Annotated in this window: 13 protein-coding genes and 1 tRNA gene; 6 read left to right on the top strand and 8 right to left on the bottom strand. The window is 57.0% G+C overall.

Annotated elements, in window-relative coordinates; translation table 11 throughout:
* The first annotated feature begins 158 nt into the window (after positions 1–158).
* Positions 159–1,634: a methylenetetrahydrofolate--tRNA-(uracil(54)-C(5))-methyltransferase (FADH(2)-oxidizing) TrmFO gene (gene trmFO / locus QRN85_RS11400; RefSeq protein WP_284758086.1), complete on the top strand. Its 1,476-nt coding sequence runs from the start codon at positions 159–161 to the stop codon at positions 1,632–1,634.
* Here trmFO and QRN85_RS11395 read toward each other — a convergent pair.
* From QRN85_RS11395 to yajC, 5 genes are all read right to left on the bottom strand, one after another.
* A complete protein-coding gene (locus tag QRN85_RS11395) occupies positions 1,580–2,080 on the bottom strand; it encodes a hypothetical protein (RefSeq protein WP_284758084.1) in 501 nt (166 codons plus the stop codon). The genes trmFO and QRN85_RS11395 overlap by 55 nt on opposite strands.
* A gap of 93 nt (positions 2,081–2,173) precedes the next feature.
* Positions 2,174–3,022 (bottom strand): phytoene/squalene synthase family protein, encoded by an 849-nt coding sequence (locus QRN85_RS11390; protein WP_284758082.1) that lies wholly within the window; start codon positions 3,020–3,022, stop codon positions 2,174–2,176.
* A gap of 15 nt (positions 3,023–3,037) precedes the next feature.
* On the bottom strand, positions 3,038–3,430 hold the full coding sequence (locus QRN85_RS11385) for an Mth938-like domain-containing protein (protein WP_062587142.1): 393 nt from the start codon (positions 3,428–3,430) through the stop codon (positions 3,038–3,040).
* Positions 3,430–5,994 carry a protein translocase subunit SecDF gene (secDF, locus tag QRN85_RS11380; RefSeq protein WP_113093632.1) on the bottom strand — a complete coding sequence of 855 codons (2,565 nt, stop codon included), beginning with the start codon at positions 5,992–5,994 and terminating at the stop codon, positions 3,430–3,432. Before secDF ends, QRN85_RS11385 begins: the two co-directional genes overlap by 1 nt.
* A 62-nt stretch (positions 5,995–6,056) precedes the next feature.
* Complete coding sequence (gene yajC / locus QRN85_RS11375; RefSeq protein ID WP_112961562.1) at positions 6,057–6,413, bottom strand: preprotein translocase subunit YajC; 357 nt, start codon at positions 6,411–6,413, stop codon at positions 6,057–6,059.
* 233 nt (positions 6,414–6,646) lie between these two features.
* On the opposite strand from yajC, the gene QRN85_RS11370 reads away from it, so the two are divergent.
* Together QRN85_RS11370 and QRN85_RS11365 are read left to right on the top strand one after the other, a co-directional pair.
* Positions 6,647–7,519 carry an ATP-binding protein gene (locus QRN85_RS11370; protein ID WP_284758078.1) on the top strand — a complete coding sequence of 291 codons (873 nt, stop codon included), beginning with the start codon at positions 6,647–6,649 and terminating at the stop codon, positions 7,517–7,519.
* 197 nt (positions 7,520–7,716) lie between these two features.
* A complete protein-coding gene (locus tag QRN85_RS11365; RefSeq protein WP_502870763.1) occupies positions 7,717–8,616 on the top strand; it encodes a YrzE family protein in 900 nt (299 codons plus the stop codon).
* Between the two features lie 71 nt (positions 8,617–8,687).
* Here QRN85_RS11365 and QRN85_RS11360 read toward each other — a convergent pair whose 3' ends face one another.
* From QRN85_RS11360 to QRN85_RS11350, 3 genes are all read right to left on the bottom strand, one after another.
* On the bottom strand, positions 8,688–9,218 hold the full coding sequence (locus QRN85_RS11360; RefSeq protein ID WP_350225069.1) for a lipocalin family protein: 531 nt from the start codon (positions 9,216–9,218) through the stop codon (positions 8,688–8,690).
* 91 nt (positions 9,219–9,309) lie between these two features.
* Positions 9,310–9,753, bottom strand: a complete 444-nt coding sequence (locus QRN85_RS11355) for a VOC family protein (RefSeq protein ID WP_062587137.1) — start codon at positions 9,751–9,753, stop codon at positions 9,310–9,312.
* A gap of 164 nt (positions 9,754–9,917) precedes the next feature.
* Positions 9,918–9,992 (bottom strand) — tRNA-Glu (locus QRN85_RS11350).
* Positions 9,993–10,475: 483 nt separating this feature from the next.
* Between QRN85_RS11350 and QRN85_RS11345 the strand changes: the two genes are divergently transcribed.
* The 3 genes from QRN85_RS11345 (at position 10,476) to QRN85_RS11335 (ending at position 16,461) form a co-directional block, all read left to right on the top strand.
* Entirely contained in the window at positions 10,476–11,333 is an 858-nt protein-coding gene (locus QRN85_RS11345; RefSeq protein WP_284758076.1) for a GGDEF domain-containing protein, read from the top strand.
* A 132-nt stretch (positions 11,334–11,465) separates the two neighbouring features.
* Complete coding sequence (gene gpt / locus QRN85_RS11340) at positions 11,466–11,963, top strand: xanthine phosphoribosyltransferase (protein WP_062587135.1); 498 nt, start codon at positions 11,466–11,468, stop codon at positions 11,961–11,963.
* 688 nt (positions 11,964–12,651) lie between these two features.
* Positions 12,652–16,461, top strand: a complete 3,810-nt coding sequence (locus tag QRN85_RS11335) for a vitamin B12-dependent ribonucleotide reductase (protein ID WP_284758074.1) — start codon at positions 12,652–12,654, stop codon at positions 16,459–16,461.
* The last annotated feature ends 55 nt before the right edge of the window (positions 16,462–16,516 follow it).

Below are 16,516 nucleotides of genomic sequence, written 5' to 3'. Positions count from 1 at the left end.
GTTACCTCATATTCCTCCACCACCGAAAATGTTTGGCCTCTACCCTCTCCCGTGGTACTGCATCCGCAAAATTGCCTGCCGAGATCGGCGGGCTCACAATCAAACAAACATGTCCGCCTGAAAGCACTTCACGTGCTGCACGGCGGTGCGGGTGCGCGATGCAAGACAAGACCTATTCCCCCATTCATGTCGTCGGCGGTGGACTGGCCGGTTCGGAAGCTGCGTGGCAGATCGCCCAGGCTGGCGTTCCCGTGATATTGCACGAGATGCGCGGCGTGCGCCCAACCGAAGCGCACAAGGGCGATTCGCTGGCTGAGCTCGTCTGCTCCAACTCTTTCCGCTCGGATGACGCCACGGCCAATGCGGTAGGTGTCATACACGCCGAAATGCGGCTTGCCGGCTCGCTCATCATGGCCTGCGCCGACAAGCATCAGGTGCCTGCCGGCGGCGCGCTGGCTGTGGATCGTGATGGCTTTTCCGCAGCTGTCACAGCCATGCTGGAGGCGCATCCTCTGGTAACGATCGTCCGCGAAGAGATTTCAGGCCTTCCGCCGAAGGAATGGGACAACACCATTATCGCAACCGGCCCCCTGACCTCGCCGGACCTTGCTGCCGCCATTCAGGCCGAAACGGGTGAGGACGCGCTCGCCTTCTTCGATGCCATCGCCCCCATCGTTCACCGCGACAGCATCAACATGGACATTTGCTGGTACCAGTCGCGTTACGACAAGGTCGGCCCCGGTGGCAATGGCAAGGACTATATCAACTGCCCGATGGACGAGCAGCAATATAACGCCTTCATCGATGCGCTGGTCGCAGGCGATACGGTCGGCTTCAAGGAGTGGGAGGGCACACCCTATTTCGACGGCTGCCTGCCCATCGAAATCATGGCCGAGCGCGGACGGGAAACTCTTCGCCATGGCCCGATGAAGCCCATGGGCCTGACCAACGCCCATAACCCCACCGTCAAGGCATACGCGGTCGTGCAGCTCCGACAGGACAATGCTCTCGGCACGCTCTACAATATGGTCGGCTTTCAGACGAAACTGAAATACGGCACCCAAGCGGATATCTTCCGCATGATTCCCGGTCTGGAAAATGCCGAATTCGCCCGGCTCGGCGGGCTTCACAGAAACACCTATATCGACTCGCCCATTCTGCTGGATTCGTCTCTGCGGCTGAAATCGCGTCCGTCGCTACGGTTCGCCGGTCAGATCACCGGCTGTGAAGGCTATGTCGAAAGTGCGTCCATCGGCCTGCTGACGGGCCGTTTTGCAAGCGCCGAGCGCAAAGGCGAGCCGGTGAGCCTGCCGCCCGCCACCACCGCGCTGGGATCGCTGCTGAACCACATCACCGGCGGCCATCTTTCCACCGATGAGGAACCGGGCAAGCGGTCGTTCCAGCCGATGAACGTCAATTTCGGACTATTTCCGGAGCTGGCACCCGGCTCGATCGTCAAGCCGGAAGGCGTCAAGCGTTTCCGCGGCAAAGATAAGACGATCATGAAACGTCAGCTGATGGCAAGACGTGCTCTGACCGATTGCGCTGCGTGGCTGGGCGTACCCGCCCCTGTCTTCGCTCAGCCGGAAGACGATGGCGAAGGCAACGCATCTTCAGGCGCCTCGGCAGCCTGATCGGCATCGACCTTCGGCTCGACCTCGGCAGCTTCCAGATAGCTGCCGAGCAGCCACAAGGATACTTCCGCCGCTTCGCCCGGTGACTTGAAACGATAGGCTCCGCTATATTTCTGGTTATCGAGAAATGTGACGACAAAGCCATCGCCCGTTTCAAGATGCTCGACCGTGATGCGCTCAGGATCGATCAACATGCAGGCATGATGTTTGCCCATGTTGCGCATGAAGCCAGCCTTGTTATCATGCAGCCGCACAAACACCGTCTTTGCATCCTCGGTCATGTGCAGGCTGCGAATGGCTTCGGTGGGGAAAGCGCGCGAGAAATCCAGAATTGCCTGCCCCGTATCACGAAGATCCTCGTCGTCGGGATCGCGTTTCAGACGCCATACATAGACCCCGAAAAAGCCCAATGGAACCAGAATGAGTAACCAGATTTCGGGGTTCATAGATGTCGCTCCATGCAGCTGCTCTTTATGAGCGGTAACATTCACCTGAAAGCCGGTTCTTAAGCATCCAGCCTTGTGCGAATATTGAGAACATCAGAAACGTTTCAGAAACGATGCCTTGGCCAGGAGCCATTGCCGCTGAAGCTGCGATGGCTGGATCGGCTTCTCCAATAGCGATGCCCCGGCCCTTTTTGCCGCAGAAATGGCACTGTCAGCGAGTGCAACCGGGATGAAGGCAGGAAATACGGACTTGGCGATCGCTACTCTGCGCGCGCTTGCCAGATGGTCCTGCGCATGGGTGCAGAATATCTCAATGGCAGCGGAGATTCGTTCCTTGTCCCGCCCTTCCAGAAATGATTCACGGTCGAGACCGGCAGCAGCGAGCATATCGCCGGGAATGTAGACCTGCCCCCGGCGTCGGTGCAGAGGCATAAGCAGAAGCATACCGGCCATGGCCTGCGCAACTCCCGCATGGCCAGCGGCCTCAGCATTGCGGGCTGCATCTTCTGGCGAAAGCACAATACTGGCAAGCTGAATCAGTGCCGATGCCGTTTCTCCGGCATAGCCTTCCAGCGCGTTTCGGTCCTCGAAGACGTCGTCGTAGAGATCGAATATTCGCGCTTCGATCATGTTGATCAGTGTTTGACGCGGAAGATTGTGTGCTTCGATAGCGTCCAGAAGAGCCGATGCCACGGGGTTGGCAAGGCTTTCGCCGTGGGGCGTGCCTTCCAGCAGATCACGCCACCATTGCATTCTGACTTCGCCGGGAAGCGGTTCGCGGACCAGATCACGAATGCGGGCGATCTCCGCGTTGAAGGCGTAGAGAGCGGCAAGCGCAGGACGCTTGTCAGCGGGCGCCAAAAGGCACGCGAGATACCGATCACGATCCGTGTCGCGCAGGGTCGTCAGGCATGGATCAATGGTGGTGTCCTGCTGCGTCATGGCTGTAAGTGCCTCTCAGCCTTCCACGGCCACGAGCGCCGCTGCAACGGCGCGTGATTCCGAGAGCATGATATTGTAGGTCCGCACGGCGGCACCTGTGCTCATGGCGTCAACAGAAATACCGGCTTCTTTCAAAGCTGCTCTCAGTTCTTTGGGAAGAAGGCGCATTCCATCACCTGTTCCGACCAGCAGAAACTCTATCTCACCAGCCTGCTCGATGGCTTTCGAGAGATCCTCGAGAGTGATCTTTGCGGGATCGGTAACATTCCAACCATGAATTCCTGAAGGCAGACACAAAATTGACCCGCGATGCGACATGTCGGCGAAACGAAAACCGCCATTGCCGTATGCATCGATGGGCGCCCGGCCGGGGAAATGGGCCGGGCGTATTTCTATACCACCTGCCATCAGACGGCCGGCTTGCCGCCGATGGCGCCATTCTTGGCATCGGCCTTATCGTCTTCGGCATCATTGCCAGACGGGCGCAGCTTGAAGGCAATCAGCACCGGCGCAGCAATATAGACGGAGGAGAAGACGCCGATACCGACACCAAACAGCATGGCGAAGGTGAAGGAGCGAATGACTTCGCCGCCGAACAGGTAGAGCGCAAGCAGCGCCAGCATAACGGTAAGACCGGTCAGGATCGTACGCGAAAGTGTCTGGTTCAACGAAACGTCGATGATCATCGAAAGCGGCATCTTCTTGTAGCGACGCAGGTTTTCTCGAATACGGTCGTAGATGACCACCGTATCGTTCAAGGAGTAACCGATAATCGTCAGAATGGCCGCGATACTGGTGAGGTTGAATTCGATTCCCAAGAACACGAACAGACCAATGGTGAAGACCACGTCATGAACCATCGAGATGATGGCGCCGAGCGCGAACTGCCATTCGAAGCGGACCCAGATATAGGCCATGATGGCGACCATGGCGAGCGCAATACCGATGGTGGAGGTAAAGGTCAGATCGCCCGAAACCGCCGGACCAACCACTTCAACGCGGCGGAACTCGTATTTATCCTCAAGCTCGCCACGCACCAGCGTGATTGCAGACTGTTCGGCATTCTCGCCGCCTTCCTGCGCCTGAATGCGGATCAGCACATCCTGCGCCGTTCCAAAGCCCTGCGCCTGGATTTCACCCAGATTCAGCTGGCTCAGGCGATCACGGATATCCGCGATATCGGCATCGCCCTGCTTAGCCTTGACCTCTATAACGGAGCCGCCCTGGAAATCGATGCCGAGGTTCAGGCCCTTGGTCGCGAAGCCGCCAACGCAAGCGAGCATGACAATGCCGCTCAAGATGAAGACATAGCGACGATAGCGCATGAAAGGTATGTCCTTGCCATCGAAAATCGCGGTGCGAATTCCCTTTGGCAGAACCTTCGGACGGCTGCGACGAACCCACACACCAAACATCCACGCGGTCAGCGTGTAGGCGGTGAACACGGTGGTAACGATACCCACGGCGAGCGTAACCGCAAAGCCCTTGACCGGACCCGTACCCATGTAGAACAGAACGCTGGCAACGATCAGGGTTGTGATGTTCGCATCCATGATGGTCGCAAAGGCTCGGGTAAAACCGCTCTCTAGCGAAGAAATCAGCGGCTTGCCGCTCCTCACCTCTTCACGAATACGCTCGTAGATCAGAACGTTGGAGTCGACCGCCATACCGATGGTCAAAACGATACCGGCAATACCCGGCAAGGTCAGCGTCGAACCGATGATACTGAGCACTGCCAGCAGCATGACGATGTTGACGATCAGCGCGATGTTCGCCAGCAAGCCGAAGAAGCCGTAGAAGACAAACATGAAGATGACGACGGCGGCGGCACCGATGCCGCTGGCCATCAGGCCTGCATTGATAGAGTCGCTACCAAGGCTTGGGCCAACGGTGCGTTCTTCAACAACCGTCAGCGTTGCCGGAAGAGCACCTGCACGCAGCAGAACTGCGAGGTCATTGGCGCCCTGAACCGAGAAGTTGCCGGAAATCTGGCCGGAACCGCCGATGATAGGTTCGCGGATCACAGGCGCGGAGATGACCTGATTGTCGAGAACGATTGCGAAAGGCTTGCCGACATTCTGCTGGGTGGCCTGCGCAAAACGCTGCGCGCCACGGCTGTCGAAACGGAAGGTGACGACGGGTTCATTGGTCTGCTGATTGAAGCTGGCCTGCGAATCCACGAGGTTGTCGCCCGAAACCAGTGCCCGGCGTTCTACCAGATAGGGGACCGGCGGATCGTCCTGCGAATAGAGGATTTCCGACGTTGCCGGAGGACGACCGTTCAGGGCTTCCTGGACCGGCATGGATGTATCGACCATGCGGAAGGACAGCTTGGCCGTCTGGTTCAACAGCGACTTCAGGCGCTGCGGGTCCTGCAGACCGGGAACCTGAACGATGATGCGGTCCGAACCCTGACGCTGGATGAGCGGCTCGGTCGTACCGACTTCGTCCACGCGGCGGCGAACGACTTCGATCGACTGGGAGACAGCCGAAGACAGGCGGTAATTGATTCCCTCATCCGTCAGATTGAGACGCAGAAGATTGTCGCCACCATCGCTCATCGTCACTTCCGTGATCGATGTGCCGACCAGAGTGCCCGAAGAGACAGGCAGCACGACATCCCGCAAGGCCGTCTTTGCGGCCTCGTATTGCGCGGGGTCGCTGATGCGAACCTGAATCTGCTGACCGTTTCCGGCGAGGCCGGAATAGCGGATGTTTGCGTCTCTCAACTGCGTGCGCACATCGCCCACAATGGTTTCGAGACGTTCCTTCACGATGTCGGAACGCTCGATCTTGAGCATGATGTGGGAGCCACCCTGAAGGTCGAGACCTAGCGTTACCTTATTGTCCTTGTACCAGGAAGGCATACCCTCCAGCTGCTTGTCGGTGAACAGATTAGGAGAAGCGATGAACACGCTTATCAGCACGGCAAGCCAGATAAAGGCTGTTTTCCAGCGGGAAAAATGAAGCATTTAGGTCTCGGTCAGGGTTGGGTGTCAGAACCCAGGCTGCGTTAGCCGCAACCTGCTTATTGTTACTTGGTGTTTGCAGGGGCTTCGGTTTTCACCGGCTCACCCTTGACGCGCACTTCGGCGATATAGGTGCGCGATGCACGAACCTTCACGCCTTCGGCGATTTCGACTTCCAGCTCGTTATCGTCGATGACCTTGGTCACCTTGCCGACGATGCCGCCGCCGAGAACGACCTGATCACCACGGCGAATAGCCGTCAGCGTTTCCTGACGCTTCTTCAACTGCGCCCGCTGCGGACGGATCAGGAAAAAATACCAGACCACCATGAGCGGGGCAAACAGGAAAAGCATTTCAAGGCCAGACCCTAGAGCGGAAGGGGCAGCTGCCGCGTCCTGGGCAAAAGCTTGGCTAATGAACATAAAGAACTCCTCAGATTTTCGGGCGCAGTCTTAGCCACTGGCCGGCTTTCAAGCCGCCGGAATATAGTTGCGATCCCCTAGAATGCAACAGACACGGACAGTCCGCCGTACCGTTTCCACGCCTCATAACCTTTCAAGGCGATAAACACCATGCTAACCCGCGTAAATTCTACTGTAGCGCCCGCTTCATACAAGATGGATCAGACGTTTCAGTTCGTGCTGGAGACGAGAATATGACATCGGACGAAACAAATCTGGCTTTGCTTTCCCAAGTACGCCGCCTGGCGGCGGCCCTGGAACGTCTTGCTGGCCCTGCACCCGCTGTAAATGACTGGAACAGCGCGGATTGCTTCGTCTGGGTGCCGGTCAATTCCTGGCTTCAGCCCGTCGCACGGCCCAACCGCGTTGCGCTGAAACTCATTCGTGGTGTCGATCATGTTCGCGATATCCTTCACGAAAACACCCTGCGGTTCGCAGAGGGCTTTGCCGCAAACAACGTGCTTTTATGGGGTGCTCGCGGCATGGGTAAATCATCGCTTGTCAAAGCCGTTCACGAAGACGTGCGGGTGGCGGCTGGCGTGCCGCTGAAGCTCGTGGAAGTCCACCGCGAGGACATTCACACCCTGCCCGCTCTCATGGACATCCTGAAGACGTCAGACCAGCGCGTGATCGTGTTCTGCGACGACCTGTCCTTTGACCACGACGACACCGCCTACAAATCGCTGAAGGCAGCACTGGATGGCGGCATAGAAGGTCGTCCGGACAATGTCCTCTTCTACGCAACATCGAACCGCCGACATCTCTTGCCGCGGCACATGATGGAGAATGAGCAGTCGACAGCCATCAATCCGTCGGAAGCGGTCGAAGAAAAGGTATCGCTGTCCGACCGATTCGGGCTTTGGCTCGGTTTTCACAAATGCAGCCAGGACGACTACCTTATCATGATCGATGGCTACGCAGACCACTTCGACCTCGGATTGGACCGCGAAACCCTGCATCACGAGGCATTGCAGTGGGCAACGACACGTGGCGGTAGGTCCGGTCGTGTAGCATGGCAATATATTCAGGATCTCGCGGGACGGTTACGTAAACGCCTGGACAGGTAGGATTTCACGACAGCCACTTCTGAGGGGCGGCGCGCTCAGATGCAGCGCCGTCGCAAATGCTTGAAATAGAAAGCGATAATTGCCTCAGAAAGACGCTCGATCTAAATTAGTATTTCCTAGTCAGTGGCGGAACTAACGGACAAAATTTCCGTTGTGATGGCACACGCGATCTCGCGTTGCTTCACAGGAGATCAATAATGACTGATCAGACAATATATACATCGTCCACAACAGGCGTTCGCGCTCCTGTCATGCGGGATTCGATTACCAATATTTCTTGGGGTGGTGTTTTCGCCGGTGTGGCGATTGCCCTTTCCCTCCACCTTCTTCTCAATCTTCTTGGTCTGGCCATCGGTGCGGGCGTTATCGACCCAGCGCAGAATGACACGCCGGCGGCTGCGTCGCTGTCCACCGGCTCTGTCATCTGGATGATTGTCAGCGGCATCATTGCAGCCTTCGTCGGCGCTTATGTCGCCAGCCGCATGTCTGGCCGAGTCGTACGCTCGACGGGCGCCCTGCATGGCCTGACCACATGGGCCGTCACCACGCTCGTCGTCTTCTACATGCTGACCACTTCCGTTGGTGCACTGGTCGGTGGTGCATTCTCCGGCGTGACCAGCGTTTTCTCCGGCGCAGGTTCGACAATTGCAACGGCAACCACTGCGGCAGCGCCTTCGCTAGCCAATGCCAGCAACCCCGTTGCAACGATCGAGCAGCGAATTCGTGAAGCAAGCGGCGGCAACGATCCGCAGGCTCTGCGTGATGCAGCGGTCAGCGCCGTTCGTGCAGCCCTGACAGGAGATCAGGCCCAGGCGGAAGATGCACGCAACCGTGCAGCAGACGCTCTTGCTCGCGCCCAGGGAATTCCTGTCGATCAGGCCCGTCAGCAGGTCACAGACTATGAAAACCAGTACAAGCAGGCTGTAGAACAGGCCAAGGTCCGCGCTACCGAGGCTGCCCAGGCAACGGCGACTGCCGTATCGACTGGTTCCTATGTCGCATTTGGTGCACTGCTTCTTGGTGCGGTTGCCGCTCTCTTTGGTGGCAACATGGGTGCTGCCCATACCGAACGCCGTCGTGAAACCGTCGTTGAGTAAACAATCCATCTAGCAGAAACAGAAATGCCCGCGGTCAACGCGGGCATTTTTTTGACTTCAGGCTTGGTTTTTTAGAATTCCGGGAATTCCAGCTTGCTGGTGTCGTATCCCAGTTCCTTCGCTTTCTTCACCATCACCGCCAGCTTGGCTTTAGACGGCACGCTTCGTGCGTAGATCCAGAGGTTTTTCATGTCTGGATCGGAACTGATGAACCAGCTGCGGTCCGGCGACTGGTATCTGACCCAATAATTGAAGGTGATGAACAGCGGATACCGGACTTTCAGCTTGGCGTTGGTTGCCTTGTAATCGTTGATCGTTCCTATGCCATCGACTGTCTTCAACTCTCCCTGCGGTGAGCCCTCGCGACAGCCATCCTGGACGGCGATCTTATTGGGTGCATCGCCGGGTTTGTAGATGGTGAAGCCTGCAACGCAACCATCCGTTAGCCACATGGGGGTACGCCCGATTTCCAGCCACTTGCCGGTGTAATGCGACATTTCGGTGCGAACGACGCCGGTTTCCGCCTTGGCTTCGTTGACGAGGCAGGCGCTGAGACCGCAGAAGGCCAAGGCGGCCGCAAGCGGGCGAATGAATGTTGTCATGGTTAATGCTCCGCAAATTGTATTTGCGTAACAACTCCCGTTTTGCAAGCAGGTTGCATGGCGCCAGTTCAGGAAAGCGTGTTCTGGGGCGTCACGAAGCCTGTTCACGCCCGTCCGGATATTCTGCCGGGCCCTTTATCTCCAGCATATTGCCGAAGGGATCATAAATATAGAAGGAGTGACCCATGCCCCTCGCCCCGCCATGCATCGCTTCCCGGTGAATGGCCACACCATGATTTTCGAGATGCACCCGCAGGGCATCATGCTCGAATGGTCCGGTCGCTATACAGATGTGATCAACATTGCGACCTCCAGCCACAGGCGGCGCAGCCTTCTGCCCGCCGGGATGCGTGATATCCCACAACACGATCAGCGATGCGCCGCACCATACTTGCTCCATGCCCAGGGCGGGATAGGAATAGCCCGGCCGGCAGCCCATGACCTCATGATAGAAACGAAGGGCCTTGCCCATGTCGTCCACCAACAGAACGACGTGATCTATACCAACAAGCGAAAATGGTGCGGCTGATGTCACTGATCTCTCCTCCGGAATGCCGGATGCTACAATCGCCGTATCGAGCGTTCCGTCAACTGCGAAACTGGACCGACGAATGGGAGGGAGAGCTCGTCAGCTATTCGCAGACACATTCGGCCAATTCTTGGCAGCGGCATAAGAATAACGAGGAGAGAATGGAGAAGTGGTACGCCCTAGGGGAGTCGAACCCCTCTTTTCAGAATGAAAATCTGACGTCCTAACCGATAGACGAAGGGCGCGTAACACTTGCGGTGTGGCGCCCTTATAGTCAGAGCTTTTTGATACCGCAAGCGGGAAAATGCACCTTTTGACAAAAAAATGACGGAGCCGGCCACACGCCCTGGAAAACAAGGATTGTTCATTCAAAACAGGGGCTTATTTTGTCTGTGAATTGGCGGTGGGTTGAAGCAATGTCCTGTTTCGAGCCTTATTCGCGAGAGAATCTGCGCGCTTTTCATCTACCGATGCCGACTGGCAAAAATCCTGAAAGCGCTTGCTGTACATGGCAACCGAGCAACTGCAGCGCATGGGTTAATCCACGAAGCGCGGCTCCAAGAGAAATCATCTACAACATCAGGAATTGAAAAATTAGATTCCGTGAATACATTCCGTCGCGCATCGCCACGGAATTGCTTTGTTTGAAGTCGATTTCGTTTCCCGTTGAATTTCAAAACGATCCGTCACCATACCGGGTCAGGACAGAGACTGAGAGACGCCCGCTGATGTCAATTCTGCAACGCTCACTGATTGCCAAGATTTTTCTCGTTTCTTTCCTGAGTGTTCACGTCCCTCTGATCGCCCTGGTCGTTTATCTTCTAACCGGCCTTGACACCGGCCCGGTCTCCATTTTCACATTGATATTGGTTGCCACTGTTGTCGGCACGGGGGTGTGCCTGCTGGTGATGTGGCGGTTCATCAGGCCGCTCCAACATCTGGCAGCAGCCTTGCAGAAATATCCTGACGACAAGTGCGTTCTCAAACTTCTTGCGCCCGGCAAGGATGAGATCGCCGTGGTGACGGACGCGACCAAATCGATTCTCGTACAGCTGGAAGAACTGACGAAGAAGCTGAAGCATCAGGCCACCACGGACTTTCTGACCGGCCTGGGCAACCGCCGCTCGCTGACGGAGCAGGTTCCCGGATTGCAGTCCCGCGCGCAAAGGGCGGGCGAGCCCCTCTCGATGGTCCTGTTCGATCTCGATAACTTCAAGATGATCAATGACGATTACGGCCATGATGTAGGCGACAACGTGCTGATGATTGTTGGGGAAATCGTGAAGGACTCTCTGCGCCCTTACGATCTCGCCTCGCGCATTGGCGGCGAGGAGTTCTGCATCATCTTGCCCCGCACGTCCGGTGAAGCGGCGCTGAAGATTGCCGAGCGCCTGCGGGCTGCGTTTCAGGAGTGCTATCTCGAACCCCTCCCAAGGGGACGCATCACTTGCAGTTTTGGCGTTGTCCAGGCGGAAGCTGACGAGCGCTTACAGCAATTGTTGCGTCGCGCCGACGCAGCCCTTTACCGCGCGAAGGAAACGGGTCGAAACCGCGTGATCGGTGCCTTTGCCGACAAAAGCCAATAGACGGCCACTTGGCTTTTTTGCGCGGCAAGGCGGGAAACAATCCATAGAAAGGCCTCCCGCCCTTGCCTTTCTGGCGATGTTGCCGCTATTAGCCAAAGCCATCGACAATTTTGACCAGATGGTAGACGCCCCATGTCCCTTCCCGATAAAGCCTTTCCCGTCTCATGGGATCAATTTCACCGCGATGCCCGTGCTCTGGCATGGCGTCTGGCCGGCCTGGACCAGGAGTTCACCGCCATCGTCTGCATTACGCGCGGTGGCCTTGTTCCCGCAGCGATCATCTCGCGCGAATTGAACATCCGCCTCATCGATACCGTCTGCATCGCAACGCGCCATGATTATATCAATCAGGGTGAGACGCAGCTCCTGAAAGGTATCTCTCCCGAATTGCTGGAAAAGGGCGGCGAAGGCATTCTCGTCATCGACGACCTGACCGACACTGGCAAAACGGCAATCGAAGTGCGGGAAATGCTGCCCAAGGCTCATTTCGCCTGCGTCTACGCCAAGCCCAAGGGCGTGCCGACCATCGACACCTTCATTACAGAAGTCAGCCAGGACACGTGGATCTATTTCCCATGGGATCTCGGCTTCACCTATCAGGAGCCGATTGCAAAGGGCTCGCGCGGTTAAATGCCGTTTTTCTGAACCACCATACCGGTTTCAAAGGCTGCCTTCGGGTGGCCTTTTTCATGTCCGTTTTTCAGGAACTGTCTCGTCAACACGAAAATCGGCTTCTGTGGAAATCACCCTTCTGTTGCTTGTACACAACACTGAAATTTTGCGCGAAAAAAGAAGATAGTCGCCTTCCGCAACGTGAGGACGTCGGCTCAAATATGGTTAAAATTGATCCAAGTTACTGAATTTTATAATGCCTTTTTCTTTCCCCGTTTTCCACAGGCGCCCCACACAATATCTTGTGGTTAATAAAGCCCTTCAAACTAGGCCTTGACGGAATCACCTCATATCCCGCAATGTAATGTCATGTTGCGGCGGCAATGGAATCGGGTTTCTCACCACAGGTTCTTTCCAGTTTCAGTTCACGCGTTTGCCTGCGTTCCGGCCATGAGGGGGTGGAACGCAATCGGCTGTCTGTGAACGGAAACGTGTTGCCAAAACAAATGCGGGATATATGGCGACAGCAAACTGTTAATACTATATATAGTATGCTTGCAGCCGAAATCACCACGAGATAGAGGAACGACATCCAAGGATGATCGTTTCAACTGTGAAAGACATCAACCGGCTGCGCGTACGAGGCGCGAAGCCGGAGAGAATTTTTGCGCCCTGGCCCTGGGCGCCCAAGACGAGGATTAAGACAATGCGCATCGAACGCCGCTTCACCAAGCCCGGCCAGTCTCCTTATGCAGAGATTGAATTCCGAAAGGCGGTCAGCGAGATCAAGAACCCGGATGGCTCCATCGTCTTCCGCCTGGCCGATATCGACGTTCCCGCGCAGTTCTCCCAGGTTGCGACAGACGTTCTGGCGCAGAAATATTTCCGCAAGGCTGGCGTCCCTGCTCGTCTGAAGAAGGTTGAGGAAAACGACGTTCCTTCCTTCCTCTGGCGCTCCGTTGCCGATGAAAAGGCGATGAAGGATATTCCCGAAGGTGAGCGTTACGGCTCCGAAATCGATGCGCGTCAGGTTTTTGACCGTCTGGCCGGCACATGGGCTTATTGGGGCTGGAAGGGCAAGTATTTCTCCTCGGAAGAAGACGCCCTCGCCTTCAAGGATGAGCTGGCTTACATGCTGGCCACCCAGCGCGTTGCGCCAAACTCTCCACAGTGGTTCAACACGGGTCTGCATTGGGCCTATGGCATTGATGGTCCCGGCCAGGGCCACTTCTATGTCGACCCCTTCACCGGCAAGCTGACCAAGTCCAAGTCGTCTTACGAACACCCCCAGCCCCATGCCTGCTTCATCCAGTCCGTTGAAGACGATCTGGTCAATGAAGGCGGCATCATGGATCTTTGGGTTCGTGAAGCGCGCCTGTTCAAATACGGCTCCGGCACCGGCTCCAACTTCTCATACCTGCGTGGCGAAGGCGAAAAGCTGTCCGGCGGCGGTCGCTCCTCGGGCCTCATGAGCTTCCTCAAGATCGGTGACCGCGCCGCTGGCGCCATCAAGTCCGGCGGCACCACCCGTCGTGCGGCCAAGATGGTCGTGGTTGATGCGGACCATCCCGATATCGAAGCTTACATCGACTGGAAGGTGAACGAAGAGCAGAAGGTTGCTGCCCTCGTTACGGGTTCCAAGATCGTTGCCAAGCACCTCAAGGCCATCATGAAGGCCTGCGTCAACTGCGAAGCCGATAATGGCGATTGCTTCGACCCCGCCAAGAACCCTGCCTTGAAGCGCGAAATCCGCGCTGCCAAGAAGGACATGGTTCCTGAGAACTACGTCAAGCGCGTCATCCAGTTCGCCCAGCAGGGCTACAAGGAAATCGAATTCAAGACCTACGACACCGATTGGGATTCGGAAGCCTACCTCACGGTTTCGGGCCAGAACTCCAACAACTCCGTGTCACTGAAGGATGACTTCCTGCGCGCCGTTGAAGATGATGGTGACTGGAACCTCACCGCCCGCAAGGACGGCAAGGTCATGAAGACGCTGAAGGCACGTGCGCTCTGGGAAAAGATTTCCCACGCTGCATGGGCATCGGCTGACCCGGGCCTGCACTTCAACACCACCATGAACGACTGGCATACATCGCCAGCCGCTGGCCCCATCCGCGCATCCAACCCTTGCTCGGAATACATGTTCCTTGACGATACGGCCTGCAACCTTGCTTCGCTGAACCTGCTTCAGTTCAAGGACGCCCAGACCAAGAAGATCGATATTGCCGATTACGAACATGCCGTTCGTCTGTGGACTGTCGTTCTCGAAGTCTCGGTCATGATGGCTCAGTTCCCATCCAAGGAAATTGCCGAACGCTCTTACGAATACCGCACGCTGGGCCTCGGCTATGCCAACATCGGTGGCCTCTTGATGTCCTCGGGCATTCCTTACGACAGCGATGAAGGCCGTGCGATTGCCGGTGCCTTGACTGCCATCATGACGGGCGTTTCCTACGCAACGTCAGCTGAAATGGCTGGCGAGCTTGGCCCCTTCCCGGGCTTTGCGCCGAACCGCGACAACATGCTGCGCGTTATCAGGAACCACCGCCGTGCTGCCCAGGGTCTTGCCTATGGCTATGAAGGCCTGTCGGTAAACCCGGTTGCGCTCATCCATGCGGATTGCACGGATCCTGACCTCATCACCCACGCGGTCGCCGCATGGGACAAGGCTCTGGAGCTTGGCGAGAAGCATGGCTACCGCAACGCCCAGACCACCGTTATTGCACCAACAGGCACAATCGGCCTCGTCATGGATTGCGACACGACCGGTATCGAGCCAGACTTCGCACTGGTGAAGTTCAAGAAGCTGGCCGGTGGCGGCTACTTCAAGATCATCAACCGCGCTGTGCCGGAATCCCTGCGCTCGCTCGGCTACTCCGAAAGCCAGATCGCCGAGATCGAAGCCTACGCAGTCGGCCATGGCAATCTCAACCAGGCTCCTGCCATCAACGCGTCGACCCTGCGCGCCAAGGGCTTTACCGATGAGAAGATTGAAGCCGTCAACGGCGCGCTGAAAGCCGCCTTCGACATCAAGTTCGTCTTCAACCAGTGGACGCTCGGCGCTGACTTCCTCAAGGAGACCCTCAAGGTTTCCGACGAGCAGCTGTCGGACATGAGCTTCAACCTGCTTGAGCACATCGGCTTCTCGAAGAAGGATATCGAAGCGGCCAACGTGCATGTTTGCGGCGCGATGACGCTGGAAGGCGCACCGTTCCTCAAGGACGAGCATCTGCCTGTCTTCGATTGCGCCAACCCATGCGGCAAGATCGGCAAGCGCTACCTCTCGGTTGAAAGCCACATCCGCATGATGGCGGCAGCGCAGCCCTTCATCTCGGGTGCGATTTCCAAGACCATCAACATGCCGAATGATGCAACGGTTGAAGATTGCGGCGCAGCCTACATGCTGTCCTGGAAGCTGGCTTTGAAGGCCAACGCGCTTTACCGCGATGGCTCGAAGCTGTCCCAGCCGCTTAACGCTTCGCTGGTCGAAGATGATGACAACGAAGATGCACTGGACGAGCTGATCGCTCAGCCACAGGCAGCGCAGGCCGTCACCATCACCGAAAAGATCATCGAGCGCGTGATTGAGCGTGTCAGCCGCGAGCGTGAAAAGCTTCCGAACCGCCGTCAGGGTTACACCCAGAAGGCAGCCGTCGGCGGCCACAAGGTATACCTCCGCACCGGCGAATTCGGTGACGGACGCCTCGGCGAAATCTTCATCGATATGCACAAGGAAGGCGCCGCTTTCCGTGCCATGATGAACAACTTCGCCATCGCCATCTCGCTCGGCCTGCAATATGGCGTACCACTGGAAGAATATGTAGAGGCCTTCACCTTCACCAAGTTCGAACCAGCCGGCATGGTCATCGGCAATGACGCGATCAAGAACGCGACGTCGATCCTCGACTACGTGTTCCGCGAACTCGCCGTTTCCTACCTTGGCCGTCACGATCTGGCCCATGTGGATACGTCAGACTTCTCGCAGACGGCACTCGGAAAAGGCATTCAGGAAGGCAAGACAAACCTTCTGTCCACCGGCTGGACCCGCGGTTACAAGCCAACGCTGGTTTCCGGCAGCGGCAGCGAGCGTACGGGTTCCGAGCCCAAGGGATCGGCCACCGCCGCACCTGCCCGCGCTTCCGGCAACGTGACGCAGATCTCCGGCAACACGGTCCGCAAGCTCGAGCCAGCCATTGCCGCTTCCACCTCGGAAGTCGTCGCTTTCAAGCGTGATTACGAGGAACGCGCCAAGGAACTGGCTGAAGAAATCGCAGAAGAATCGCTGGCCACCGAAACCGAACAGGCAGCCACCGCCCTCTTCTCCGACAAAGCCGCTGCTGACGCAGCCTCTGCCAAGACGGAAGCCAAGAAAAAGGAAGCCGAACGCCGTATGCGCTCGATTGCCCAGGGCTACACCGGCAACATGTGCTCCGAGTGCCAGAACTTCACCATGGTGCGGAACGGCACATGCGAAAAGTGCGACACTTGCGGCGCAACGAGCGGATGCTCTTGATTGACACCTGTGCTCCATCTCTAATGGAGTAATCGAAGTGGGGCGGCTTGATATT

Source organism: Agrobacterium sp. fls2-241-TYG-188a (genome assembly GCF_030209845.1).
This window is presented reverse-complemented; position numbering and strand designations above follow the sequence as displayed.